This window comes from Burkholderia sp. MSMB1589WGS (assembly GCF_001636105.1).
Classification (GTDB): domain Bacteria; phylum Pseudomonadota; class Gammaproteobacteria; order Burkholderiales; family Burkholderiaceae; genus Burkholderia; species Burkholderia humptydooensis.
Genome location: NZ_LNJT01000006.1, coordinates 754,280 through 778,467, shown reverse-complemented (window position 1 = coordinate 778,467; position 24,188 = coordinate 754,280). Strand labels below are relative to the sequence as shown.

At 67.4% G+C, this 24,188-nt stretch carries 21 protein-coding genes; 19 read left to right on the top strand and 2 right to left on the bottom strand.

Features of this window, described 5'->3' with window-relative positions; genetic code table 11:
- Positions 1-130: 130 nt before the first annotated feature.
- Complete coding sequence (locus WT16_RS30370) at positions 131-433, bottom strand: hypothetical protein (protein ID WP_009911257.1); 303 nt, start codon at positions 431-433, stop codon at positions 131-133.
- On the opposite strand from WT16_RS30370, the gene WT16_RS05840 reads away from it, so the two are divergent.
- The 18 genes from WT16_RS05840 (at position 404) to WT16_RS05755 (ending at position 22,678) form a co-directional block, all read left to right on the top strand.
- On the top strand, positions 404-4,432 hold the full coding sequence (locus tag WT16_RS05840; protein WP_063533067.1) for an FAD/FMN-binding oxidoreductase: 4,029 nt from the start codon (positions 404-406) through the stop codon (positions 4,430-4,432). The two genes, WT16_RS30370 and WT16_RS05840, sit on opposite strands and share 30 nt — an antisense overlap.
- A 34-nt stretch (positions 4,433-4,466) precedes the next feature.
- Positions 4,467-4,910 carry an HIT family protein gene (locus WT16_RS05835; RefSeq protein WP_009911259.1) on the top strand — a complete coding sequence of 148 codons (444 nt, stop codon included), beginning with the start codon at positions 4,467-4,469 and terminating at the stop codon, positions 4,908-4,910.
- Positions 4,907-5,317, top strand: a complete 411-nt coding sequence (locus WT16_RS05830; protein WP_006024562.1) for a DUF971 domain-containing protein — start codon at positions 4,907-4,909, stop codon at positions 5,315-5,317. Before WT16_RS05835 ends, WT16_RS05830 begins: the two co-directional genes overlap by 4 nt.
- Positions 5,318-5,365: 48 nt before the next feature.
- Entirely contained in the window at positions 5,366-6,097 is a 732-nt protein-coding gene (gene ubiE / locus WT16_RS05825) for a bifunctional demethylmenaquinone methyltransferase/2-methoxy-6-polyprenyl-1,4-benzoquinol methylase UbiE (RefSeq protein ID WP_006024563.1), read from the top strand.
- 42 nt (positions 6,098-6,139) lie between these two features.
- Positions 6,140-7,162 (top strand): TIM44-like domain-containing protein, encoded by a 1,023-nt coding sequence (locus WT16_RS05820; protein WP_063532878.1) that lies wholly within the window; start codon positions 6,140-6,142, stop codon positions 7,160-7,162.
- Between the two features lie 107 nt (positions 7,163-7,269).
- Positions 7,270-7,917, top strand: a complete 648-nt coding sequence (locus WT16_RS05815; protein ID WP_063532877.1) for an SCP2 sterol-binding domain-containing protein — start codon at positions 7,270-7,272, stop codon at positions 7,915-7,917.
- A 12-nt stretch (positions 7,918-7,929) separates the two neighbouring features.
- Complete coding sequence (gene ubiB, locus WT16_RS05810) at positions 7,930-9,507, top strand: ubiquinone biosynthesis regulatory protein kinase UbiB (protein WP_006024566.1); 1,578 nt, start codon at positions 7,930-7,932, stop codon at positions 9,505-9,507.
- A 150-nt stretch (positions 9,508-9,657) separates the two neighbouring features.
- Positions 9,658-10,395: a methyltransferase domain-containing protein gene (locus tag WT16_RS05805; RefSeq protein WP_063532876.1), complete on the top strand. Its 738-nt coding sequence runs from the start codon at positions 9,658-9,660 to the stop codon at positions 10,393-10,395.
- 100 nt (positions 10,396-10,495) lie between these two features.
- On the top strand, positions 10,496-10,855 hold the full coding sequence (locus WT16_RS05800) for an FmdB family zinc ribbon protein (protein WP_063532875.1): 360 nt from the start codon (positions 10,496-10,498) through the stop codon (positions 10,853-10,855).
- Between the two features lie 67 nt (positions 10,856-10,922).
- Positions 10,923-11,573, top strand: coding sequence for a DUF502 domain-containing protein (locus tag WT16_RS05795; protein ID WP_006024570.1), 651 nt, complete (start codon positions 10,923-10,925; stop codon positions 11,571-11,573).
- Between the two features lie 56 nt (positions 11,574-11,629).
- Positions 11,630-13,432 carry an aspartate--tRNA ligase gene (gene aspS, locus WT16_RS05790; protein WP_006024571.1) on the top strand — a complete coding sequence of 601 codons (1,803 nt, stop codon included), beginning with the start codon at positions 11,630-11,632 and terminating at the stop codon, positions 13,430-13,432.
- 205 nt (positions 13,433-13,637) lie between these two features.
- The gene (gene nudB, locus WT16_RS05785; RefSeq protein ID WP_063532874.1) at positions 13,638-14,114 is read left to right on the top strand and encodes a dihydroneopterin triphosphate diphosphatase; all 477 of its coding nucleotides are present in this window, start codon (positions 13,638-13,640) and stop codon (positions 14,112-14,114) included.
- The gene (gene clsB / locus WT16_RS05780; RefSeq protein ID WP_059931162.1) at positions 14,111-15,385 is read left to right on the top strand and encodes a cardiolipin synthase ClsB; all 1,275 of its coding nucleotides are present in this window, start codon (positions 14,111-14,113) and stop codon (positions 15,383-15,385) included. The genes nudB and clsB overlap by 4 nt, the downstream gene beginning before the upstream one ends.
- A 188-nt stretch (positions 15,386-15,573) precedes the next feature.
- Positions 15,574-16,173, top strand: a complete 600-nt coding sequence (locus WT16_RS05775) for a TetR/AcrR family transcriptional regulator (protein WP_004189774.1) — start codon at positions 15,574-15,576, stop codon at positions 16,171-16,173.
- 58 nt (positions 16,174-16,231) lie between these two features.
- Entirely contained in the window at positions 16,232-18,019 is a 1,788-nt protein-coding gene (locus tag WT16_RS05770; protein WP_006024576.1) for an acyl-CoA dehydrogenase C-terminal domain-containing protein, read from the top strand.
- A gap of 90 nt (positions 18,020-18,109) precedes the next feature.
- A complete protein-coding gene (locus tag WT16_RS05765; RefSeq protein WP_063532873.1) occupies positions 18,110-20,545 on the top strand; it encodes a 3-hydroxyacyl-CoA dehydrogenase/enoyl-CoA hydratase family protein in 2,436 nt (811 codons plus the stop codon).
- Between the two features lie 74 nt (positions 20,546-20,619).
- Positions 20,620-21,819, top strand: coding sequence for an acetyl-CoA C-acyltransferase (locus tag WT16_RS05760; RefSeq protein WP_015602255.1), 1,200 nt, complete (start codon positions 20,620-20,622; stop codon positions 21,817-21,819).
- A 94-nt stretch (positions 21,820-21,913) separates the two neighbouring features.
- Positions 21,914-22,678: an enoyl-CoA hydratase gene (locus tag WT16_RS05755; protein ID WP_009911268.1), complete on the top strand. Its 765-nt coding sequence runs from the start codon at positions 21,914-21,916 to the stop codon at positions 22,676-22,678.
- A 22-nt stretch (positions 22,679-22,700) separates the two neighbouring features.
- On the opposite strand, the gene fdhD is transcribed toward WT16_RS05755, so the two are convergent.
- Positions 22,701-23,525 (bottom strand): formate dehydrogenase accessory sulfurtransferase FdhD, encoded by an 825-nt coding sequence (gene fdhD, locus WT16_RS05750; protein ID WP_059931166.1) that lies wholly within the window; start codon positions 23,523-23,525, stop codon positions 22,701-22,703.
- 134 nt (positions 23,526-23,659) lie between these two features.
- On the opposite strand from fdhD, the gene WT16_RS05745 reads away from it, so the two are divergent.
- The gene (locus tag WT16_RS05745) at positions 23,660-24,139 is read left to right on the top strand and encodes a nitrate reductase associated protein (RefSeq protein ID WP_009911269.1); all 480 of its coding nucleotides are present in this window, start codon (positions 23,660-23,662) and stop codon (positions 24,137-24,139) included.
- Positions 24,140-24,188 lie beyond the last annotated feature (49 nt).

Sequence of the window (24,188 nt, the reverse complement as noted above, 5' to 3'; positions counted from 1 at the left end):
AATCGGGCGCGCGCGGCGCGCCGTCGGCGGACTGAAAGACCGGCGCGCCGCGCTGCGCGATCCGTCGCAAATGCCCGCCGCTCGGGGGCGCCGGCTGGTTCGACGCGCCATTCGACTGCCGCGCCAACGATTAACGCGTTCGTCCAACCTGAGTTAGAATTTCGTTTTGAATCAAGGATCGGAAGATGCAAAGGCAGTCTCGGATCGTCCTTTTGAAGCCGTCGCCGCGCGCAGCGTGTCCCGCGGCGCAACGGCACGCGCGCTGCGCGCGATCGTGGTGACGGTACCGAGCGCCGCCAGGCCTCCGCGCGCCTGGTAACAGAAGATTTCCCCAAAATCGCGCGCCACGCGCTTGCCGGTTTCGCGCCTCTTCGTCGCGCGCCGGCCTCCGAATCGTCCGAACATGAACGCACCGCAAGTTTTCGATCCGCACGGCGCGGCAGCCGCCGTCGCCGCCGACCCCGCTCCGCGCCTGCGCGAAATTCCCTACAACTACACGTCGTTCTCCGATCGCGAGATCGTGATCCGCCTGCTCGGCGGCGAAGCGTGGGCCGCGCTCGACGAGCTGCGCGCCGAGCGCCGCACGGGCCGCTCGGCGCGGATGCTGTACGAGGTGCTGGGCGACGTCTGGGTGGTGCGGCGCAATCCGTATCTGCAGGACGACCTGCTCGACAATCCGAAGCGGCGCGCGCTGCTCGTCGAGGCGCTGAACCACCGGCTGTCCGAGATCGAGAAGCGCCGCCGCGCGGACTTGTCCGAGCACGGCGACACGGCGGGCCGCGAACGCGCCGCGCGCGTCGAGATGCTCGCCGCGGCCGCGCAGCGCGCGGTCGACGAGTTCGCGCAGGAGTTCGAAAAGATGGCGGAGCTGCGCCGCCGAGCGACGAAGGTGCTCGGCCGCTGCACGCAAAGGGACAACATCCGTTTCGACGGCCTCGCGCGCGTGTCGCACGTGACGGACGCGACCGACTGGCGCGTCGAATATCCGTTCGTCGTGCTGACGCCCGATGCCGAGGCGGAAATCGCGAGCCTCGTGAAGGCGTGCTTCGAGCTCGGCCTGACCGTGATTCCGCGCGGCGGCGGCACGGGCTACACGGGCGGCGCGGTGCCGCTCACGCCGTTCTCGGCCGTCATCAACACCGAGAAGCTCGAGCAACTGGGCGCCGTCGAGCTGACCGAGCTGCCGGGCGTCGCGCACAAGGTGCCGACGATATTCTCCGGCGCGGGCGTCGTCACGCGCCGCGTGACCGAGGCGGCCGAGGCGGCGGGCTACGTGTTCGCGGTCGATCCGACGTCGCTCGACGCATCGTGCATCGGCGGCAACATCGCGATGAACGCGGGCGGCAAGAAGGCGGTGCTCTGGGGCACCGCGCTCGACAACCTCGCATGGTGGCGGATGGTCGATCCGGAAGGGAACTGGCTCGAAGTCACGCGCGTCGAGCACAACCTCGGCAAGATCCACGACATCCCCGTCGCGCGCTTCGAGCTCAAGTGGTTCGACGGCGCGCGCGCGCCGGGCGAGAAGCTGCTGCGCGCCGAGACGCTCGACATCGAAGGCCGGCGCTTCCGCAAGGAAGGCCTCGGCAAGGACGTGACGGACAAGTTCCTCGCGGGCCTGCCGGGCGTGCAGAAGGAAGGCTGCGACGGCCTCATCACGTCCGCGCGCTGGGTGCTGCACAAGATGCCCGCGCACACGCGCACCGTCTGCCTCGAATTCTTCGGCCAGGCGCGCGAGGCGATTCCGAGCATCGTCGAGATCAAGGATTACCTGTTCGAGACGTCGAAGCGCGGCGGCGCGATCCTCGCGGGCCTCGAGCACCTCGACGAACGCTATCTGCGCGCGGTCGGCTACGCGACGAAGAGCAAGCGCCAGGCGTTCCCGAAGATGGTGCTGATCGGCGACATCGTCGGCGACGACGCCGACGCGGTCGCGCATGCAACGTCCGAAGTCGTGCGGATGGCCAACGGCAAGAGCGGCGAAGGCTTCGTCGCCGTCAGCGCGGAGGCGCGCAAGCGCTTCTGGCTCGACCGCAGCCGCACCGCCGCGATCGCGAAGCACACGAACGCGTTCAAGATCAACGAGGACGTCGTCATCCCGCTGAACCGGATGGGCGAGTACACGGACGGCATCGAGCGGATCAACATCGAGCTGTCGATCAAGAACAAGCTGCAGCTCGTCGACGCGCTCGAGGCGTTCTTCACCGCGGGCAACCTGCCGCTCGGCAAGAGCGACGACGCGAGCGAGATTCCGAGCGCCGAGCTGCTCGAGGACCGCGTGCAGCAGGCGCTCGACTTGCTCAAGCGCGTGCGCGCGCGCTGGGAATTCCTGCGCGAGAAGCTCGACATGCCGCTGCGCGAGGCGCAGCACTATCTCGTCACGCTCGGCTACGAGGCGCTCGCGGAAAAGTTCGCGGATCGCGTCGACGCGCAGCCGGACGCGGCCGTCTTCCACGTGACGCAGGACCGCACGGTGCGCGTGTCGTGGAAGCAGGAGATCCGCGCGGAGCTGCGGCAGATCTTCAACGGCGGCGCGTTCAAGCCGATCCTCGACGAGGCGCAGGCGATCCACAAGCAGGTGCTGCGCGGCCGCGTGTTCGTCGCGCTGCACATGCACGCGGGCGACGGCAACGTTCACACGAATATCCCGGTGAACTCCGACAACTACGCGATGCTGCAGGACGCGCACGCGGCGGTGGCGCGGATCATGAGGCTCGCGCGCTCGCTCGACGGCGTGATCTCCGGCGAGCACGGGATCGGCATCACGAAGCTCGAGTTCCTGACCGACGACGAGATCGCCGAATTCCGCGCATACAAGCAGCGCGTCGATCCGCAGGGCCGCTTCAACAAGGGCAAGCTGCTCGAAGGCGCGGATCTGCGCAACGCGTACACGCCGAGCTTCGGCCTGATGGGCTACGAATCGCTCATCATGCAGCAGTCCGACATCGGCGCGATCGCCGAATCGGTGAAGGACTGCCTGCGCTGCGGCAAGTGCAAGCCGGTGTGCGCGACGCACGTGCCGCGCGCGAACCTGCTGTACAGCCCGCGCAACAAGATCCTGGCGACGTCGCTGCTCGTCGAGGCGTTCCTGTACGAGGAGCAGACGCGCCGCGGCGTGTCGATCAAGCACTGGGACGAATTCAACGACGTCGCCGATCATTGCACCGTCTGCCACAAGTGCGCGACGCCGTGCCCCGTCAAGATCGACTTCGGCGACGTGACGATGAACATGCGCAACCTGCTGCGCAAGATGGGCAAGAAGAAGTTCAACCCGGGCAGCGCGGCCGGCATGTTCTTCCTGAACGCGACGAACCCACAGACGATCAACGCGACGCGCGCGGTGATGATGGGCCTGGGCTACAAGGCGCAGCGCCTCGCGAACGACGTGCTGAAGAAGGTCGCGCAGAAGCAGACCGCGCACCCGCCGTCGACCACCGGCAAGCGGCCCGCAGTCGAGCAGGTGATCCACTTCGTCAACAAGAAGATGCCGGGCAACCTGCCGAGGAAGACGGCGCGCGCGCTGCTCGACATCGAGGACAACAAGATCGTGCCGATCATCCGCAATCCGAAGACGACGACCGTCGATTCGGAGGCGGTGTTCTACTTCCCCGGCTGCGGCTCCGAGCGGCTGTTCTCGCAGGTCGGGCTCGCGACGCAGGCGATGCTGTGGGAGGCGGGCGTGCAGACCGTGCTGCCGCCGGGCTACCTCTGCTGCGGCTATCCGCAGCGCGGCTCGGGCCAGTACGACAAGGCCGAAAAGATCGTCACCGACAACCGCGTGCTGTTCCATCGGGTCGCGAACACGCTGAACTACCTCGACATCAAGACGGTGGTCGTGTCGTGCGGCACCTGCTACGACCAGCTCGCCGGCTACGAATTCGACAAGATCTTCCCAGGCTGCCGGATCATCGACATCCACGAGTTCCTGCTCGAAAAGGGAATGAGGCTCGACGGCGTGACGGGCACGCGCTACATGTATCACGATCCATGCCACACGCCGATCAAGACGATGGACCCGGTCAAGCTCGTCAACGAGCTGATGGGCGCGCAGCACGACGGCTACCGGATCGAGAAGAACGATCGCTGCTGCGGCGAATCGGGCACGCTTGCCGTCGCGCGCCCGGACGTGTCGACGCAGGTCCGCTTCCGAAAGGAGGAAGAGATCAAGAAGGGCGCCGCCAAATTGCGTAACATTCCGGTGGTGTCGGGCAACGGCGCGAATGGCGCGAACGGTGCGGCCGCGGGCGCGTCCGACGTGAAGATCCTGACGAGCTGCCCGGCGTGCCTGCAGGGCCTGTCGCGCTACAACGAGGACGCGGACATCGAGGCCGACTACATCGTCGTCGAGATCGCGCGTCACATGCTCGGCGAAAACTGGATGGCCGACTACGTCGCGCGCGCGAACAACGGCGGGATCGAGCGCGTGCTGGTGTAAGGTGACGAACGTTCCACCAGTGAAGGAATTGACGATGGATTGCGTATTCTGCCGCGAAGACGGCGGCGAAGTGCTCTGGAAGGACGATGCGGTGCGCGTCGTCCTCGCGACGACCGAGACCGATTACCCGGGCTTCTGCCGGGTGATCTGGCACGCGCACGTCGCCGAGTTTTCCGATCTCGACGAGGCCGGGCGCGCGCATCTGATGCGGATCGTCTATGCGGTCGAGAAGGCGGTGCGGCGCGTGATGCAGCCGGCGAAGGTGAATCTCGCGAGCCTCGGCAACCAGGTGCCGCACGTGCACTGGCACGTGATTCCGCGCTTCTCGAACGACGCGCACTTCCCGCAGCCGATCTGGGCGCCGCGCCAGCGGTCGGTGTCCGATGCGCTGCTGCGGCTGCGCGCCGCGCAGGCGACGCTCCTGCACAACGCCGTGCATGAGGAAATCGAGCAGGCGGTGAACGGGGGGCGGGCATGAGCGGGCAGGCGGCGGCGCCCGTGCCGTCCGGCGTCGTCGTGCACGCGGTGTCGCGCGTGCTCGAGCTGCAGTATCCGAGCGGCGAGTGCTTTCGCGTGCCGTTCGAGCTGATGCGCGTGTATTCGCCGTCGGCCGAGGTGCGCGGCCACGGTCCGGGCCAGGAGACGCTGCAGACGGGCAAGCGCGACGTGACGATCACCGCCCTCGAGCCGGTGGGCAACTACGCGCTCAAGCCGACGTTTTCCGACGGCCATTCGACGGGTATCTACTCGTGGGAGCTGCTGTACGAACTCGCGACCCGGCAGGACGCGCTCTGGCGCGAATATTTCGACAAATTGAAGGCGGCGGGCGTCGAGCGAGACGCGCCGATGCCGGCGGACTCGCTACCGCGAGGCCACCACCACTGAACGACGGCGCCGGGCGGCGCCGTTTGCCATTGATAGAGGATCAACGCGATGAGCAAAACCCACTTCGGCTTCGAGACCGTCGAGGAAAACGAAAAAGCGAAGAAGGTCGCGGGGGTGTTTCACTCGGTTGCGAGCAACTACGATCTGATGAACGACCTGATGTCGGCGGGCCTGCATCGCGCGTGGAAGGCGTTCACGATCGCGCAGGCGAACGTGCGCCCGGGCGGCAAGGTGCTCGACATCGCGGCCGGCACGGGCGATCTGACGAAGGCGTTCGCGAAGGCCGCCGGGCCGACGGGCGAGGTCTGGCATACCGACATCAACGAATCGATGCTGCGCGTCGGCCGCGACCGCCTGCTCGACAAGGGCGTCGTCACGCCGTCGCTGCTCTGCGACGCCGAGAAGCTGCCGTTCCCGGATAACTACTTTGACGTCGTCACGGTCGCGTTCGGCCTGCGCAACATGACGCACAAGGATTCGGCGCTCGCCGAGATGCGCCGCGTCGCGAAGCCGGGCGGCCGCGTGATGGTGCTCGAATTCTCGAAAGTCTGGGCGCCGCTGAAGAAAGCGTACGACGTCTATTCTTTCAAAGTATTACCGTGGCTTGGCGACAAGTTCGCGAAAGATGCCGACAGTTACCGGTATCTTGCTGAATCTATCCGGATGCATCCGGATCAGGAGACGCTGAAGACGATGATGGAACAAGCGGGCCTCGATGCCGTCAAATATTACAATTTGTCAGGTGGCGTGGTAGCTTTACACGTGGGAACCAAGTATTAAGGGGTTCCATCCATACATTTTACTTTCAGCTTGGAGGCCGGGATGTCCGTATCGCGTTCGTCGTTCAACCGCAGCAAAGAGCCGAAGTCGTTGGCGCGACGAATCGGCACGTTCTTGATGGTCGGTCTTCTCGCCGCCGGCACGTTCGCGTCGCTCGACGCCGAAGCGAAGCGCATGGGCGGCGGCCGCAGCTTCGGCCGCCAGTCGCAGACGCTGCAGCAGCGCCAGGCGACGCCGCCCGCGCAGCAGCCGATGCAGCAGGCCGCGCCCACGCAGGCGCCGCGCCAGCAGCCGGCGCCCGCCGCGCAGCCGAACCGCTCGCGCTGGCTCGGCCCGATCGCCGGTCTCGCGGCCGGCCTCGGCATCGCGGCGCTGCTGTCGCACCTCGGTCTCGGCGGCGCGTTCGCCAGCATGATGGCGAACGTCATCGTGATCGCGCTCCTTGCGATGGTCGGCATCTGGCTTGTCCGCAAGTTCATGAACCGGCGCGGCGCACAGCAGCCGGCCTACGCGGGCGGTCAGCCGTCGCTGAACCACGGCCATGACGGCTACCGCCAGGACGCGGGCGTTCAGCGCCAGGCGGCGCAGAACGACGCGTTCCCGGGCTCGGGCAGCGCGTACGCAGGCGAAGCGCAGCGCGTGTTCGGCGGCGCGGCCGCGGCGACGACGGCGGCGGCTGCCGCGCCCGCGGTGCCGGCGGGCTTCGACACCGAAGCGTTCCTGCGCAACGCGAAGGTCTATTTCGTGCGCCTGCAGGCCGCGTGGGACGAGGGCAACCTTGCCGACATCCGCGAGTTCACGACGCCCGAGATGTTCGCCGAAGTGAAGATCGACCTCGACGGCCGCGGCGCGGGCGCGAACCAGACGGACGTCGTGCAGCTCGACGCCGAGCTGCTCGCGGTGGAGGATCGCGGCGACGAGCACTTCGCGAGCGTGCGTTTCCACGGCCTGATCCGCGAGACGCAGGGCGCGGCGGCCGAGCCGTTCAACGAGGTGTGGAATCTGTCGAAGGCGGGCAGCCAGGGTTGGCTCCTCGCGGGCATTCAGCAGGTGAGCGCGCACTGACGGAAGTCGTGCCGCGCGTTGCGCCTCGCGAGGTCGCGCCCGAACCGACGTTACAATAGAAGCCCGCGCCGGCGCCCTGCCTGCGCGGGCTTTTCATTGCCACCCAGATGACCTTTGCCGCCAAGCCTTTTGCAGCCGCCGTCAATCACCTGCTCGCCCGCGAATCCTGGGCGCGCGATCGTCTGATTCCCTATGCCGGCAAGACCGCCCGGCTCGAAGTCCCGCCCGTGACGCTCGTGCTGCTCGTGCAGCCGGACGGCTATCTCGCCGCCGTCGAGGCGCACGACGCGCGCCAGTTCGACGTGTCGATCGCGCTGTCGCGCAGCGCCGGCGGCGGCGCGTTCGACGCGGTGGCCTCGTTCCTGCAAGGGGGGCAGGCGGCCGTGATGAAGCACGTGAAGATCGACGGCGACGCGGAGTTCGCGACGCAGATCGCGAAGCTCGCCGAGCACCTGCGCTGGGAGCCGGAGGAGGATCTCGCGAAGATCGTCGGCGACGCGGCCGCGTACCGGATCGCGACGGTCGCCCGTTCGGCGGGCGCGCATGCGCGCCGCACGGGCCGCAACGTACTTGATTCGATCGCCGAATACTGGCTCGACGAGAACCCGCAGGTCGTGCGCACGAGCGAGCTCGCCGATTTCGACGCCGAGCTCGCGCGGGCTCGCGACGCGCTAGCGCGCGTCGAGAAGCGGATCGAACGACTGGAGCAAAAAATCGACGCGCGCGCGGGCGGCAGCTCGCGACGCGCGCATTGAGGGCCGGAAGGCATGCGCATTTTCCGTTTCGTCAAAATCGTCTTTACCGTCATCCGCTTCGGCCTCGACGAGGTGATGCTGTCGCGCATCGAGAACCCTCGCGTGAAGTTCCTGCTGCGCATCACGACGATCGGCCGGCGCTTCGCCGATCCGCCCGCGGTGCGGCTGCGCCGCGCGCTCGAGAGCCTCGGGCCGATCTTCGTGAAGTTCGGCCAGGTGCTGTCGACGCGGCGCGATCTGCTGCCCGTCGATTTCGCGAACGAGCTCGCGAAGCTGCAGGATCAGGTGCCGCCGTTCGATTCGGCCGTCGCGATCGCGATCGTCGAGAAGTCGCTCGGCGCGCGCATCGACGCGCTGTTCGACGAGTTCGAGCGCGAGCCCGTCGCGAGCGCATCGATCGCGCAGGTGCACTTCGCCAAGCTCAAGCAGGGCGAGCACAAGGGCAGGGCGGTCGCGGTCAAGGTGCTGCGGCCGAACATGCTGCCCGTCATCGATTCCGATCTCGCGCTGATGCGCGACATCGCGACCTGGGCCGAGCGCCTGTGGGCGGACGGCCGGCGGCTCAAGCCGCGCGAGGTCGTCGCCGAATTCGACAAGTACCTGCACGACGAGCTCGACCTGATGCGCGAGGCGGCGAACGGCAGCCAGTTGCGCCGCAACTTCGCGGGGCTCGATCTGCTGCTCGTGCCGGAAATGTTCTGGGATTACTCGACGCCCGCCGTGCTCGTGATGGAGCGGATGACGGGCGTGCCGATCAGCCAGGTCGACACGCTGCGCGCGGCGGGCGTCGACATTCCGAAGCTCGCGCGCGAGGGCGTCGAGATCTTCTTCACGCAAGTGTTCCGCGACGGCTTCTTCCACGCGGACATGCATCCCGGCAACATCCAGGTGAGCCTCGATCCGAAGCACTTCGGGCGCTACATCGCGCTCGATTTCGGGATCGTCGGCGCGCTGTCGGATTTCGACAAGAACTACCTCGCGCAGAACTTCCTCGCGTTCTTCAAGCGCGACTATCACCGCGTCGCGACGCTGCACCTCGAATCCGGCTGGGTGCCGCCCGATACGCGCGTCGAGGAGCTCGAAAGCGCGATCCGCGCGGTCTGCGAGCCGTACTTCGATCGCGCGCTGAAGGACATCTCGCTCGGCCAGGTGCTGATGCGGCTGTTCTCGACGTCGCGCCGCTTCAACGTCGAGATCCAGCCGCAGCTCGTGCTCCTGCAGAAGACGATGCTGAACGTCGAAGGGCTCGGCCGTTCGCTCGATCCGGAGCTCGATCTGTGGAAGACCGCGAAGCCGTACCTCGAGCGCTGGATGACCGAGCAGATCGGGCTGCGCGGCTGGTACGAGCGCTTCAAGGTCGAGGCGCCGCAATGGAGCAAGACGCTGCCGCAATTGCCGCGCCTCGTGCATCAGGCGCTCGTCTCGCACCATGAGACGCCGCGCGCGATCAGCGACGATCTGATCCGGCAGATTCTCGTCGAGCAGCGGCGGACCAACCGGCTGCTGCAGGCGCTGCTCGTGTTCGGGATCGCGGTCGGCGCGGGCGCGGTGATCGCGCGGGTGCTGATCATCGTCGCGTATGGTGGCTGAGGTCGCGGCTGAAGTCGCGGCTGAAGCAGCGGGGGAGATCGCGGCGGAGCGCGCGACGCGGGCCGCCGGAACGCGGACGCCGCCGATGAGCGGCGCGCGGTGAGCGGGCGAAGAGCGAATGAAGGACGAATTGCGAGGCGAAGCGACGGCATGACGAGCGAAGCGAACAAACGTGATGCGGCCGGACACGCGGCGGGCGATGCGCAATCGGCGCAACCTGCGCAACCGGCAAATCCGCCGTCCGCGGCCGCGCAGGCCGCGATGGCACCGTCTTCCGTGGCGCCTGCCCCGTCCGTCGCGAATTTCGCGTCGCGCGATCCGGGCGAAGCGTCGTTCTGGGACGAGCGCTTCGAGCAGGGCGTGACGCCGTGGGACAGCGCGCGCGTGCCGAAAGCGTTCGCCGCGTTCGCCGCACGGCATCCGCGGTGCCCGGTGCTGATTCCCGGCTGCGGCAGCGCGTACGAGGCGCGTTGGCTCTCGCGCGCCGGCTGGCCCGTGCGCGCGATCGACTTTTCCGCGCAGGCGGTCGCGGCCGCGCGCCGCGAATTGGGCGAAGACGCCGCGCTCGTCGAGCAGGCCGATTTCTTCGCGTACGCGCCGCCGTTCGTCCCGCAATGGATCTACGAGCGCGCGTTCCTGTGCGCGATTCCGAGGAGCCGCCGCGCCGATTACGCGCGGCGCATGGCCGAGCTGCTGCCGGCGGGCGGCTTCCTCGCCGGCTTCTTCTTCGTCGGCGCGACGCCGAAGGGGCCGCCGTTCGGAATCGAGCGCGCGGAGCTCGACGCGCTCCTTTCGCCGAATTTCGCGCTCGTCGAGGACGAGCCCGCCGCCGATTCGCTGCCGGTATTCGCCGGACGCGAGCGCTGGCTCGCGTGGCGCCGCTCGTAGCGGTGCGCCCGCGCGGACCGGGGAAGGCGTCCGCCTTTCGGCTATAATTCAAGGCTTTGCAAGCCTTTTATACCGGTTATTGTTTCTGCGGGAAAATACCATGCCGATCTACGCCTATCGTTGCGAAGCGTGCGGTTACGCGAAAGATGTGCTTCAGAAGATGAGCGACGCACCGCTGTCGCAGTGCCCGGAATGCGGGAAGGACGCGTTTCGCAAGCAAGTCACGGCCGCCGGGTTCCAATTGAAGGGCTCGGGCTGGTATGTGACCGACTTCCGCGGTGGCTCGGGCGGCGCGGGCGCGCCCGCCGCGAGCGGCGAGAAGGCGAGCGGCGAGAAGGCCGGCGGCGAGCAGGCCGGCGGCGAGCAGGCGGCGGCGCCCGCCGCCGCGGCGGACAGCGCGGCGAGCGCGCCGGCGGCGTCCGCGCCCGCGCCTGCCGCCGCGCCCGCGAGCAGTACGTGACCGCCGCGCCGCCCGTGTCGGCGGCGCGTCCCGCGCTTGACGCACCGGCGCGATTTTTCGACGGCAGATGATGAAAAAGACGACCCTCAAATCGGTGTTTCTGACCGGACTCCTGGTTCTCGTTCCGCTCGCGATCACGCTGTGGGTGCTCGGGCTCATCATCGGCACGATGGACCAGACGCTGCTGCTGCTGCCCGCGGCGTGGCAGCCGGAGCGGCTGTTCGGCTTCCGGCTGCCGGGGATCGGCGCGGTGCTCACGCTCGCGTTCATCTTCGTCGTCGGGCTCGCGACGCAGAATTTCATCGGCCAGAAGCTCGTCACCTGGTGGAACGCGGTGGTGCGGCACATTCCCGTCGTCGGGCCGATCTACACGAGCGTGAAGCAGGTGTCGGACACGCTGCTGTCGAGCAGCGGCAACGCATTCCGCAAGGCGCTCCTGATCGAGTATCCGCGCCGCGGCTCCTATACGATCGCGTTCCTGACCGGCACGCCCGGCGGCGACGTGGTCAATCACCTGAAGGAAGAGCACGTGAGCGTCTACGTGCCGACGACGCCGAATCCGACGTCCGGCTTCTTCCTGATGGTGCCGAAAAGCGAGGTCGTCGAGCTCGACATGTCGGTCGACGCCGCGCTCAAGTACATCGTCTCGATGGGCGTCGTCGCGCCCCCGGCGCCCGTTGCCGCGCCGGCGCGCCGTCCCGTCGAGCCGCCGATGTAATGCCCGGGAGAGAGTGCGGCTCTTCCCGTTGATCACTACGAAAGAAAGCAAACATCATGTCGATGCGAACTGAATACTGCGGTCTCGTGACCGAACACCTGCTGGGCCAGACGGTGTCGCTGTGCGGCTGGGTCCATCGTCGCCGCGATCACGGCGGCGTGATCTTCATCGACCTGCGTGATCGCGAGGGTCTCGTGCAGGTGGTGTGCGATCCGGATCGCGCCGAAATGTTCGCGGCCGCCGAAGGCGTGCGCAACGAGTTCTGCATCCAGGTGAAGGGTCTCGTGCGCAGCCGTCCGGAAGGCACGATCAACGCCGGCCTGACGAGCGGCAAGATCGAAGTGCTGTGCCATGAGCTCGACGTGCTGAACGCGTCTGTCACGCCGCCGTTCCAGCTCGACGACGACAACCTGTCGGAGACGACGCGCCTGACGCACCGCGTGCTCGACCTGCGCCGCCCGCAGATGCAGCACAACCTGCGGCTGCGCTACCGCGTCGCGATCGAGGCGCGCAAGTACCTCGACGAACAGGGCTTCATCGACATCGAAACGCCGATGCTCACGAAGAGCACGCCGGAAGGCGCGCGCGACTACCTCGTGCCGTCGCGCGTGAACGCGGGCCAGTTCTTCGCGCTGCCGCAATCGCCGCAGTTGTTCAAGCAACTGCTGATGGTCGCGAACTTCGACCGCTACTACCAGATCACGAAGTGCTTCCGCGACGAAGACCTGCGCGCGGACCGCCAGCCCGAATTCACGCAGATCGACTGCGAGACGTCGTTCCTCGGCGAGCAGGAAATCCGCGATCTGTTCGAGGACATGATCCGTCACATCTTCAAGACGACGATCGGCGTCGAGCTCGCCGCGACATTCCCGGTGATGCCGCACTCGGAGGCGATGGCGCGCTTCGGCTCGGACAAGCCCGACCTGCGCGTGAAGCTCGAGTTCACCGAGCTCACCGATGCGATGAAGGACGTCGACTTCAAGGTGTTCAGCACGCCGGCCAACACGAAGGACGGCCGCGTCGCGGCCCTGCGCGTGCCGAAGGGCGGCGAGCTCACGCGCGGCGACATCGACGGCTATACCGAATTCGTGCGCATCTACGGCGCGAAGGGCCTCGCGTGGATCAAGGTCAACGAGCGCGCGAAGGGGCGCGACGGCCTGCAGAGCCCGATCGTCAAGAACCTGCACGACGCGTCGATCGCGGCGGTCCTCGAGCGCACGGGCGCCGAAGACGGCGACATCATCTTCTTCGCGGCGGACCGCGCGAAGGTCGTCAACGACAGCCTCGGCGCGCTGCGCCTGAAGATCGGCCATTCGGAGTTCGGCCGCGCGAACGGCCTCGTCGAGGCGGGCTGGAAGCCGCTGTGGGTCGTCGACTTCCCGATGTTCGAGTACGACGACGAAGATGCGCGCTACGTCGCCGCGCACCACCCGTTCACGAGCCCGAAGGACGAGCATCTCGAATACCTCGAGACCGATCCGGGCCGCTGCCTCGCGAAGGCGTACGACATGGTGCTGAACGGCTGGGAAATCGGCGGCGGCTCGGTGCGTATCCATCGCGAAGAAGTGCAGAGCAAGGTGTTCCGCGCGCTGAAGATCGGCCCGGAGGAGGCGCAGGCGAAGTTCGGCTTCCTGCTCGACGCGCTGCAGTACGGCGCGCCGCCGCACGGCGGCATCGCGTTCGGCCTCGATCGCATCGTCACGATGATGGCGGGCGCCGATTCGATCCGCGACGTGATCGCGTTCCCGAAGACGCAGCGCGCGCAGTGTCTGCTCACGCAGGCGCCGAGCCCAGTCGACGAGCGCCAGTTGCGCGAGCTGCACATCCGCTTGCGCCAGCCGGAGCAGCCGAAGGCGTAACGCCGCCGCGCGCCGGCCGCGGCCGAATCGGGGTGCCGGCTCGGCTCGCGCTCGGCGCGACGGCCGGCTTCGGCCGACGCCGAAAAGGACCACAAAAAAGGGCGCGCGCGCCCTTTTCGTTTTTTGCGGTACAGTCGACCCATGGTTTTCTTGACGGTGCCGCGCCGTCCGCCGCGTCGGGCGGGCTGGCGCCGATGACATCCCGATGACGAAACCACCGAAAATCCCCGAATCCGTTCTCGTCGTAATCCATACGCCCGCGCTCGACGTGCTCGTCATCAAGCGCGCCGATCAGCCCGACTTCTGGCAGTCCGTGACCGGCTCGAAGGACGCGCCCGACGAGCCGATCGCGCAGGCCGCCGCGCGCGAGGTCGCGGAGGAGACGGGCATCGTCGTCGGCAGCCCCGGCATTGCGCTGGCCGCGCTCGTCGACTGGCATCACGCGATCGAGTACACGATCTATCCGCAGTACCTGCACCGCTACGCGCCCGGCGTCACCCGCAACACCGAGCACTGGTTCAGCCTGGAAGTGCCGGCGCGCGGCGACGTGACGCTGTCGCCGCGCGAGCACACCGATTATCTGTGGCTGCCTTACCGCGAAGCGGCCGCGCGCTGCTACTCGCCGTCGAACGCCGAAGCGATCCTGCAACTGCCCGAGCGCCTCGCGTCGCGCGCCGCATGAGTGGCCGGACCCGGCACCGTCTCGCGCAACTGCGGCAGATGTTCCTGCAGGAGCGCGGTTCCGCGGCGCGGCTCGCGTTCACGTCCGGCAACGCGGTGCGCCTCTGCGACGGCGGCGCGGCGTTCTTCCCCGCGCTGATCGAACGGATCGACGCCGCGCGCGAGCGCGTCGCGCTAGAAACCTACATCTTCTGCGACGACGCCGTCGGCCGCGCGGTGTCCGACGCGCTCATCCGCGCGGCCGCGCGCGGCGTCCACGTGCGCGTCATCACCGACGGGATCGGCACCGAGCGCCTGCCGCTCTTCGGCGCGTGGCCGGACGCGGGCGTCGAGCACCGGATCTACAACCCCTATCTGTTCGGCCGCTTCGGCTTCTCGCGCACGCACCGCAAGCTCGCGGTGATCGACGACGCCTACGCGTTCTGCGGCGGCATCAACATCGTCGACGACTTCGAGCAGAACGGCGAGCGCCTGCCGTATCCGCGCTGGGATTTCGCGCTCGAGCTGAACGGGCCCGCCGTCGCCGACGTGCGCGCCGCGTTCGAGGTGCAGTGGCAACGGATCGCCGTCGGCCACAAGCGCTACGCGCAATACCTGCCGCATGGCGTCGACGGCTCCGCGTTCGCCGCGCGCTTTCGCCGCTGGATGCGCAGCCACCGCTGGGTGAAGGCGGGCGCGCTGCGCGTCGTGACCGAGCCGAGCGTCGCGTTCGTCGCGCGCGACAACGTCGTGAACCGCAGGACGATCGAGAAGGCGTATCTCGCGGCGATCGGCCGCGCGCGTCGGTCGATCCTGCTCGCCAATCCCTACTTCCTGCCGGGGCGCAAGCTGCGGCGCGCGCTCGCCGGGGCGGCGCGGCGCGGCGTCGACGTGCGGATCCTGCTCGGGCGCAACGAATTCGCGTCGCTCGATATGGCTGTGCCGTTCCTATATCATGCGTTGCTGCGCTCGGGCGTGCGCGTTGCCGAATACGACAAGACGATGCTGCACGGCAAGGTCGCGGTGATCGACGATCACTGGGCGACCGTCGGCTCGTCGAATCTGGACGCGCTCAGCCTGATGCTGAACAACGAGGCGAACGTCGTGCTCGTGCGCCACCGCGAGGAGACGGCCGCGCTGCGCGACGCAATCGGCGTCGCGTTCGCCGACGGCCGCGAGATCGACCCCGCGCTCTACGCGGCGCGGCCCGCCGTCGAGCGGTTTCTGAACTGGTTCGCGTACAACGCGTACCGGGGTGCGATGAAGCTGCTGACGGTCGGCGGATACGACTAAGCATTCGCTTACACATGCGGCGCGCCGCGGCCTGCACAGGGCCTCCTCCAAAGGCGCGCGACCCTGCAAAATAGCGGGGACGGTTAGAAACCGATTTCTAATAATTTCCTTGTTTCGCCGCCGGCCGCACTCAATAATAGTACGGCCGTTCGATTTTATTCGATCACCTGGAACGGTTATTAAAAGCTATGCGAAAAGGCGAACAGACGCGTGCCGCGATACTCGAAGCAGCATTGGACCTTGCCAGCCGTGACGGGCTCGAGGGTCTGACGATCGGCCTATTGGCCGAACGCATGCAGATGAGCAAGAGCGGCGTGTTCGCGCACTTCGGATCGCGCGACGATTTGCAGGTCGAGGTCGTGCGAGAGTACCACCATCGTTTCGAGAACGAGGTGTTTTTTCCGAGCCTGCGCGAGCCGCGCGGTTTGCCGCGCCTGCGGGCGATGCTGGCGCGCTGGATCGAGAAGCGCATCCAGGAGGTGACGACGGGATGCATCTACATCAGCGGCGCCGTCGAATACGACGATCGCCCGGACAGCGCGGTGCGCGAGCAGTTGATCGCGAGCGTGAAAGCGTGGCGCGCCGCGCTGCTGCGCGCCATTTCGCAAGCGAAGGAGGAGGGGCATCTGCGCCCGGACACGGATCCGAACCTGATGCTTTTCGAGTTGTACAGCTTCACGCTCGGCCTGCACCACGACGCACGCTTCCTGCATCAGCCGGATGCGGTGCGGCTCACGTGGGCCGCGCTTGAAAAGACGATTGTTTCGTACCAGAGCGAGAGCCGTTAGCGGCGGCACGACCGCCGTCGGGGGAGCTCGAGCCGATTGCCATATCTTGGAGAGAGTCATGGGACAGTACGCCGCGCCGTTGCGCGACATGCAATTCGTGTTGCATGAGCTTCTGAACGTCGAAGCCGAGGTCAAGCAGATGCCCAAGCATGCTGATCTCGACGCCGACACGATCAACCAGGTGCTCGAGGAAGCGGGCAAGTTCTGCTCGGAGGTGCTTTTCCCGCTCAACCAGGTCGGCGACCGCGAGGGCTGCACGTATGTCGGCGACGGCGTCGTGAAGACGCCGACGGGCTTCAAGGAAGCGTACCAGCAGTACATCGAGGCGGGCTGGCCCGCGCTCGGCTGCGATCCCGATTACGGCGGCCAGGGCCTGCCCGCGTTCGTCAACAACGCGCTGTATGAAATGCTGAACTCGGCGAACCAGGCATGGACGATGTATCCGGGCCTGTCGCACGGCGCGTACGAATGCCTGCACGCGCACGGCGCGCCCGAGCTGCAGAAGCTCTACCTGCCGAAGCTCGTGTCGGGCGAATGGACGGGCACGATGTGCCTGACCGAGCCGCACTGCGGCACCGACCTCGGCATCCTGCGCACGAAGGCCGAGCCGAACGGCGACGGCTCGTATTCGATCAGCGGCACCAAGATCTTCATCTCGAGCGGCGAACACGACTTCTCGAAGAACATCGTTCACCTCGTGCTCGCGCGCCTGCCGGACGCGCCGAAGGGCACGAAGGGCATCTCCCTCTTCATCGTGCCGAAGTTCGTCCCCGACGCGTCGGGCGAGCCGGGCGAGCGCAACGGCGTCAAGTGCGGCTCGATCGAGCACAAGATGGGCATCCACGGCAACGCGACCTGCGTGATCAACCTCGACAACGCGAAGGGCTGGATGATCGGCGAGCCGAACAAGGGCCTGAACGCGATGTTCGTGATGATGAACGCAGCGCGCCTCGGCGTCGGCATGCAGGGGCTCGGCCTCACCGAAGTCGCTTACCAGAACTCGCTCACGTATGCGAAGGAGCGCCTGCAGATGCGCTCGCTGACGGGCCCGAAGGCGCCGGACAAGCCGGCCGATCCGATCATCGTCCACCCGGACGTGCGCCGCATGCTGCTCACGCAGAAGGCGTACGCGGAAGGCGCGCGCGCGTTCACGTACTGGTCGGCGCTGCAGATCGACAAGGCGCTGTCGCACGCCGACGAAGCGGTGCGCAAGGAAGCGGAGGATCTCGTCGCGCTCCTCACGCCGATCATCAAGGCGTTCCTGACCGACAACGCGTTCGAGTGCACGAACCACGCGATGCAGATCTACGGCGGCCACGGCTTCATCTCCGAGTGGGGCATGGAGCAGTACGTGCGCGACGCGCGGATCAACATGATCTATGAAGGGACCAACTCGGTTCAGGCGCTCGACCTGCTCGGCCGCAAGGTGCTGGGCGACATGGGCGCGAAGCTGAAGAAGTTCGGCAAGATCGTCGCCGAGTTCGCCGAAGCGGAAGGCGTGAAGCCCGAAATGTCCGAATTCATCACGCCGCTCGCCGACATCGGCGAGAAGGTGCAGAAGCTGACGATGGAAATCGGCATGAAGGCGATGCAGAACCCGGACGAGGTGGGGGCGGCCGCCGTGCCGTATCTGCGCACCGTCGGTCACCTGGTGTTCTCGTACTTCTGGGCGCGGATGGCGCGCATCGCGCTCGACAAGGAAGCGTCGGGCGATCCGTTCTACAAGTCGAAGCTCGCGACCGCGCGCTTCTACTTCGCGCGCCTCTTGCCCGAAACGGCGTCGTCGATTCGTCTCGCGCGCGCCGGCGCGAAGACGATGATGGAAATCGACGAAGCGCTGTTCTGACGCGCGCCGTCCGAACGACCGATTATTCGCACTCACACGCCGCGCGCGCCCTTACGACCGGCGCCGCGCGGCTCAATCCGGAGGAGTCCCGTGAGCAATTTCAACATTCGCAAGGTCGCCGTGCTGGGCGCCGGCGTGATGGGCGCGCAGATCGCCGCGCATCTCGTCAACGCGCGCGTGCCCGTGCTGCTGTTCGACCTGCCCGCCAAGGAAGGCCCGAAGAACGGCATCGCGCTGAAGGCGATCGAGCACCTGAAGAAGCTGTCGCCCGCGCCGTTCGGCGTGAAGGACGACGCGAAGTATCTCGAAGCCGCGAACTACGAGGACGACATCGCGAAGCTCGCCGAATGCGATCTCGTGATCGAGGCGATCGCCGAGCGGATGGACTGGAAGCACGACCTGTACAAGAAGGTCGCGCCGCACATCGCTTCGCACGCGATCTTCGCGACCAACACCTCGGGCCTGTCCATCACGACGCTGTCCGACGGCTTCGCCGACGAGCTGAAGGCGCGCTTCTGCGGCGTGCACTTCTTCAACCCGCCGCGCTACATGCACCTGGTCGAGCTGATCCCGACCGCGCACACGCGAGCCGACATCCTCGACCAGCTCGAGACGTTCCTGACGAGCGTCGTCGGCAAGGGCGTCGTGCGCGCGAAGGACACGCCGAACTTCATCGCGAACCGCGTCGGCATCTTCTCGATTCTCGCCGTGATCGTCGAAGCCGAGAAATTCGGCCTGCGTTTCGACGAAGTCGACGACCTGACGGGTAGCCGCCTCGGCCGCGCGAAGTCGGCGACGTTCCGCACGGCGGACGTGGTCGGCCTCGACACGATGGCGCACGTGATCAAGACGATGCAGGACAACCTCGCCGACGATCCGTTCTTCCCGGTCTACCGGACGCCCGTCGTGCTCGCGAAGCTCGTCGAGCAGGGCGCGCTCGGCCAGAAGACGGGCGCCGGCTTCTACCGGAAGGAAGGCAAGGCGATCAAGGTGCTCGACGCGAAGACGGGGACCTACGTCGACTCCGGCGCGAAGGCGGACGAGACCGTCGGCCGCATCCTGAAGCGTCCTCCCGCCGAGCGCCTGAAGCTGTTGCGCGAGACGCAGCATCCGCACGCGCAGTTCCTGTGGTCGGTCTTCCGCGACGTGTTCCACTACATCGCGATCCACCTCGAATCGATCGCCGACAACGCACGCGAAGTCGATCTCGCGATCCGCTGGGGCTTCGGCTGGAGCCAGGGCCCGTTCGAGGACTGGCAGGCGGCGGGCTGGAAGCAGATCGCCGAGTGGGTGCAGGAAGACATCGCGGCCGGCAAGTCGCTTGCAACCGTGCCGCTGCCCGCGTGGGTGCTGGAAGGCGCCGTCGCCGAGAAGGGCGGCGTGCACGCGGCCGAAGGCTCGTGGTCGGCCGCGGCGAAGCGCTTCGTGCCGCGCTCGGCGCTGTCCGTCTACGACAGGCAGGTGTTCCGCGCGCCCGTGTTCGGCGAAGCGGGGCGCGACCCGAAGACGTTCGGCAAGACGCTGTTCGAGACGGACTCGGTGCGCGCATGGGTCGACGACCGCGCGGGCGAGGACGACGTCGTGATCGTGTCGTTCAAGTCGAAGATGAACACGATCGGCCCGAGCGTGATCGACGGCCTCGTGCAGGCGATCACGCTTGCGGAGAAGGACTACAAGGGCGTGGTGATCTGGCAGCCGAGCTCGCTCAAGCTCGGCAATCCGGGCGGTCCGTTCTCCGCCGGCGCGAACCTCGAAGAGGCGATGCCCGCGTTCATGATGGGCGGCGCGAAGGGCATCGAGCCGTTCGTGAAGAAGTTCCAGGAAGGCATGCTGCGCGTGAAGTACGCGAACGTGCCGGTCGTCGCGGCGGTGTCGGGCCTGGCGCTCGGCGGCGGCTGCGAGCTGATGCTGCATAGCGCGAAGCGCGTCGTGCACGTCGAGAGCTACATCGGCCTCGTCGAAGTGGGCGTCGGCCTCGTGCCGGCGGGCGGCGGCCTGAAGGAAGCGGCGCTGCGCGCGGCGGACGCGGCGACGGCGGCGGGCATGACGAGCGAGCTGCTCAAGTTCCTGACGAAGTCGTTCGAGAACGCGGCGATGGCGAAGGTGTCGATGTCCGCGCATGAAGCGCGCGCGATGGGCTACGTGAAGCCGTCGGACACGATCGTGTTCAACGTGTTCGAGCTGCTCGACGTCGCGAAGAAGGAAGCGCGCGGCCTCGCGGCGGCGGGCTATCGCGCGCCGCTGAAGGCGAAGGAAATCCCGGTGGCCGGCCGCTCGGCGATCGCCACGATCAAGGCCCAGCTCGTCAACATGCGCGACGGCCGCTTCATCAGCGATCACGACTTCCTGATCGCGAGCCGGATCGCGGAAGCGGTCTGCGGCGGCGATGTCGAGGCCGGCAGCACGGTCGACGAGGAATGGCTGCTCGCGCTGGAGCGTCGCGCGTTCGTCGAGCTGCTCGGCACGCAGAAGACGCAGGAGCGGATCATGGGCATGTTGCAGACCGGCAAGCCGGTTCGCAACTGATCGAGCCGAGCGGACAACTTTGCATGGGAGCGGAGTGAGCGCTCAAGCACCACTCCGGTCGACAGGAGCTTGAAATGAGCAAACAGTTGCAAGACGCATACATCGTCGCCGCAAGCCGCACGCCGATCGGCAAGGCGCCCCGCGGTGCATTCAGGAACACGCGCCCGGACGAACTGCTCGTCCACGCGATCAAGTCGGCGATCGCGCAAGTGCCGCAATTCGACACGAAGCTGATCGAAGACGCGATCGTCGGCTGCGCGATCCCCGAGGCCGAGCAGGGCCTGAACGTCGCGCGGATGGGTGCGCTGCTCGCGGGCCTGCCGAACACGGTCGGCGGCGTGACGGTGAACCGCTTCTGCGCGTCGGGCGTCACCGCGCTCGCGATGGCGGCGGACCGCATCCGCGTCGGCGAATCGGACGCGATCCTCGCGGCCGGCGTCGAATCGATGAGCATGGTGCCGATGATGGGCAACAAGCCGTCGATGTCGCCGCACATCTTCGATCGCAGCGAAGACTTCGGCATCGCTTACGGGATGGGCTTGACGGCCGAGCGCGTCGCCGAGCAGTGGAAGGTGAGCCGCGAAGACCAGGACGCGTTCTCGGTCGAATCGCACCGGAAGGCGCTCGCGGCGCAGCAGGCGGGTGAGTTCAAGGACGAGATCGCGCCTTACGCGATCGTCGAGCGCTTCCCGAATCTCGCGACGGGCGAAATCGAAACGAAGACGCGCGAGATCGCGCTCGACGAAGGTCCGCGCGCGGAGACGTCGCTCGAAGGGCTCGCGAAGCTGAAGACGGTGTTCGCGAACAAGGGCTCGGTGACGGCGGGCAACAGCTCGCAGACGTCGGACGGCTCGGGCGCGCTGCTCGTCGTGTCGGAGAAGGTGCTCAAGCAGTTCAACCTGACCCCGCTCGCGCGCTTCGTCAGCTTCGCCGTGCGCGGCGTGCCGCCGGAGATCATGGGCATCGGCCCGAAGGAAGCGATTCCGGCCGCGCTGAAGGCGGCGGGCCTCAAGCAGGACGACATCGACTGGATCGAGCTGAACGAGGCGTTCGCCGCGCAATCGCTCGCCGTGATCCGCGATCTCGGCCTCGATCCGTCGAAGATCAACCCGCTCGGCGGCGCGATCGCGCTCGGCCACCCGCTCGGCGCGACGGGCGCGATTCGCGCGTCGACGGTCGTGCACGGCCTGCGCCGCCGCAACCTGAAGTACGGGATGGTGACGATGTGCGTCGGCACCGGCATGGGCGCGGCGGGCATCATCGAGCGGCTCTGATCGGCGCGCGCGACGCATGACGACGGTGCGCGGGCGGCGGGCTCGCGCACCGTTTTTTGTCGATCGAATGAAAACAGTCATGGAGACGGCTCAAATGGATATCCAGGTCGAAAACGCAGGCGGCGTGCTGACGATCACGCTCGCGCGCCCAGCGAAGAAGAACGCGATCACGGCGGCGATGTACCAGACGATGGCCGATGCGCTCGCGGCGGCGCAGGACGACAAGTCGGTGCGCGCGATCCTGATTCGCGGCAGCGACGGCAACTTCAGCGCGGGCAACGATCTCGACGATTTCATGAAGGCGCCGCCGAAGGACGAGCACGCGCCCGTGTTCCAGTTCCTGCGCCAGATCGCGAGCGCGCAGAAGCCGATCGTCGCGGCGGTCGCGGGCGTTGCGGTCGGCATCGGCGTGACGATGCTGCTGCACTGCGATCTCGTCTACGCGGCCGATACCGCGCAGTTGTCGCTGCCGTTCACGCAGCTCGGCCTGTGCCCGGAGGCGGCGTCGAGCCTGCTGTTGCCGCGCCTCGCCGGCCATCAGGTCGCCGCGGAGAAGCTGCTGCTCGGCGAGCCGTTCGACGCGCTCGAGGCGCACCGGATCGGCCTCGTGAACCGCGTGCTGCCCGCCGCGGACCTCGACGCGTTCGCCGCGCAGCAGGCGGCGAAGCTCGTCGCGCTGCCGGCTTCGTCGCTGCGCGCGACGAAGGCGTTCCTCAAGAAGGGCAGCGGCGCGGAAATCGCCGCGCGGATGTCGGAAGAAGGCGATCAGTTCGGCGAGATGCTGCGCTCGCCCGAAGTGCGCGAGGCGATCACCGCGTTCTTCGAGAAGCGCAAGCCGGATTTCCGGCAGTTCGACTGAGCGCGATCGCGGCGGCGGCGCGCTACGCGGTGCCGTAATCGACGTAACCCGCCTCGCGGCAGAAGCTCACGAGCCGCAGCCCGGCCTGCCGCGCGATCTCGATCGCGAGCGACGACGGCGCGGAGATCGTCGCGACCATCGGAATGCCGACGCGCGCCGACTTGCGCACGAGCTCGTAGCTCGCGCGGCTCGACAGGAACACGAAACCGTTCGTCATGTCGGCGCGCGTGAGCGTCAGCGTGCCGATCAGCTTGTCGAGCGCGTTGTGGCGGCCGATGTCCTCGAACGCATGGACGATCGCGCCCGACGCATCGCACCACGCGGCCGCGTGCAGGCCGCCCGTCTGCCGCGTGAGCGCCTGATGCGCGGGAAGCTCGCGCGCCGCGCGTGCGATCGCATCCGGCGCGAGGCGCGCGAGAAAGCCGGTATCGGGCAGGCGCTGCGGCACGAGATCGAGCAGATCGATGCTTTCGATCCCGCAAACGCCGCAGCCGGTGCGCCCCGCGAGCGCGCGGCGCTTTTCCTTCAGCGCGGCGAACGCCTGCTGGACGACCGTCAACTGCACTTCGGCGTGCGGCAGCGGCGCGTCGCCGTGCAGCGCGACCTCGATGTCCTTCACGTCGCTGCCGCGCCCGACGATGCCTTCCGACACCGCGAAGCCGACCGCGAACGCTTCCAGATCGCGCGGCGTGCACATCATCACCGCGTGCGAGATGCCGTTGAACACGAGCGCGACGGGCCATTCCTGGCCGACGCGGTCGACGGCCGCCTCGATCGCGTCGCCGCGCCGCCTGCGCACCGAAAGCTCGACGATGCCGCTGGGTTCGACGGTTTCGGACAGACTCACGGGGGGCTCCTTCGATGGGACGGCTGGACGGGCGAGCGGGGCGCGACGCCGGGCGGCACGCTCGATGCCCGCGAAGGTTCTAAAATACTCCACACGGGCCAAACGTGCCGGCAAACGTCATAGTGGGTGCAAACATGGGACTGAGCGACGCGCCGTTGCTGTTCAATTTCGAAATCGAATCGTCGGAGGATCTGACCTACATTCCGATGATCGTCCGCTTCAACCTCGACCGTTTCGGGCTGAGGATCTCGCTCGAGCAATGGCAGATGCTGCCGCTCGAGGATCGCAGGCTGCTCGCGCGCTTTCCGGCCGACGAAGACGTCGTGATCGAGCCGAATTTCGATCATGCGCTGTTCGAGATGTTGCGCACGCACGCGAACGTCGAGCCGACCTGGTTCCAGCCGGACGAGCATCCTGCGTGGCGCAGCGCCGATGCCGTGCCGGACGCGCTCGTCGCGCAGAGCGGGCTCGCCGGCCTGCCGGCGCCGTCCGCCTCGCAGTGGTCGACGCTCACGCCGTTTCAGCGCTACGTGCTCGCGAAGCTGTCGCGCAAGCCGAAGCTCAACCACGACTTCGTTCCCGCGATGCGCGAGTTCGGCCTCGCCGCGCACTGAGCGGGCGAGGGGCGGCGGCACGCGCCGCCTTGCGATGCGCGCGTGCGTG

Bases quoted from the DNA above. Each gene is read 5' to 3' on its own strand.
- clsB (WP_059931162.1), top strand. From the start codon at position 14,111: ATGAGTGGCCGGACCCGGCACCGTCTCGCGCAACTGCGGCAGATGTTC.
- nudB (WP_063532874.1), top strand. From the start codon at position 13,638: ATGACGAAACCACCGAAAATCCCCGAATCCGTTCTCGTCGTAATCCAT.
- WT16_RS05755 (WP_009911268.1), top strand. From the start codon at position 21,914: ATGGATATCCAGGTCGAAAACGCAGGCGGCGTGCTGACGATCACGCTC.
- WT16_RS05800 (WP_063532875.1), top strand. From the start codon at position 10,496: ATGCCGATCTACGCCTATCGTTGCGAAGCGTGCGGTTACGCGAAAGAT.
- WT16_RS05770 (WP_006024576.1), top strand. From the start codon at position 16,232: ATGGGACAGTACGCCGCGCCGTTGCGCGACATGCAATTCGTGTTGCAT.
- WT16_RS05840 (WP_063533067.1), top strand. From the start codon at position 404: ATGAACGCACCGCAAGTTTTCGATCCGCACGGCGCGGCAGCCGCCGTC.
- WT16_RS05835 (WP_009911259.1), top strand. From the start codon at position 4,467: ATGGATTGCGTATTCTGCCGCGAAGACGGCGGCGAAGTGCTCTGGAAG.
- aspS (WP_006024571.1), top strand. From the start codon at position 11,630: ATGTCGATGCGAACTGAATACTGCGGTCTCGTGACCGAACACCTGCTG.
- ubiE (WP_006024563.1), top strand. From the start codon at position 5,366: ATGAGCAAAACCCACTTCGGCTTCGAGACCGTCGAGGAAAACGAAAAA.
- WT16_RS05815 (WP_063532877.1), top strand. From the start codon at position 7,270: ATGACCTTTGCCGCCAAGCCTTTTGCAGCCGCCGTCAATCACCTGCTC.
- WT16_RS05775 (WP_004189774.1), top strand. From the start codon at position 15,574: ATGCGAAAAGGCGAACAGACGCGTGCCGCGATACTCGAAGCAGCATTG.
- WT16_RS05745 (WP_009911269.1), top strand. From the start codon at position 23,660: ATGGGACTGAGCGACGCGCCGTTGCTGTTCAATTTCGAAATCGAATCG.
- WT16_RS05805 (WP_063532876.1), top strand. From the start codon at position 9,658: ATGACGAGCGAAGCGAACAAACGTGATGCGGCCGGACACGCGGCGGGC.
- WT16_RS05795 (WP_006024570.1), top strand. From the start codon at position 10,923: ATGATGAAAAAGACGACCCTCAAATCGGTGTTTCTGACCGGACTCCTG.
- WT16_RS05820 (WP_063532878.1), top strand. From the start codon at position 6,140: ATGTCCGTATCGCGTTCGTCGTTCAACCGCAGCAAAGAGCCGAAGTCG.
- ubiB (WP_006024566.1), top strand. From the start codon at position 7,930: ATGCGCATTTTCCGTTTCGTCAAAATCGTCTTTACCGTCATCCGCTTC.
- WT16_RS05760 (WP_015602255.1), top strand. From the start codon at position 20,620: ATGAGCAAACAGTTGCAAGACGCATACATCGTCGCCGCAAGCCGCACG.
- WT16_RS05830 (WP_006024562.1), top strand. From the start codon at position 4,907: ATGAGCGGGCAGGCGGCGGCGCCCGTGCCGTCCGGCGTCGTCGTGCAC.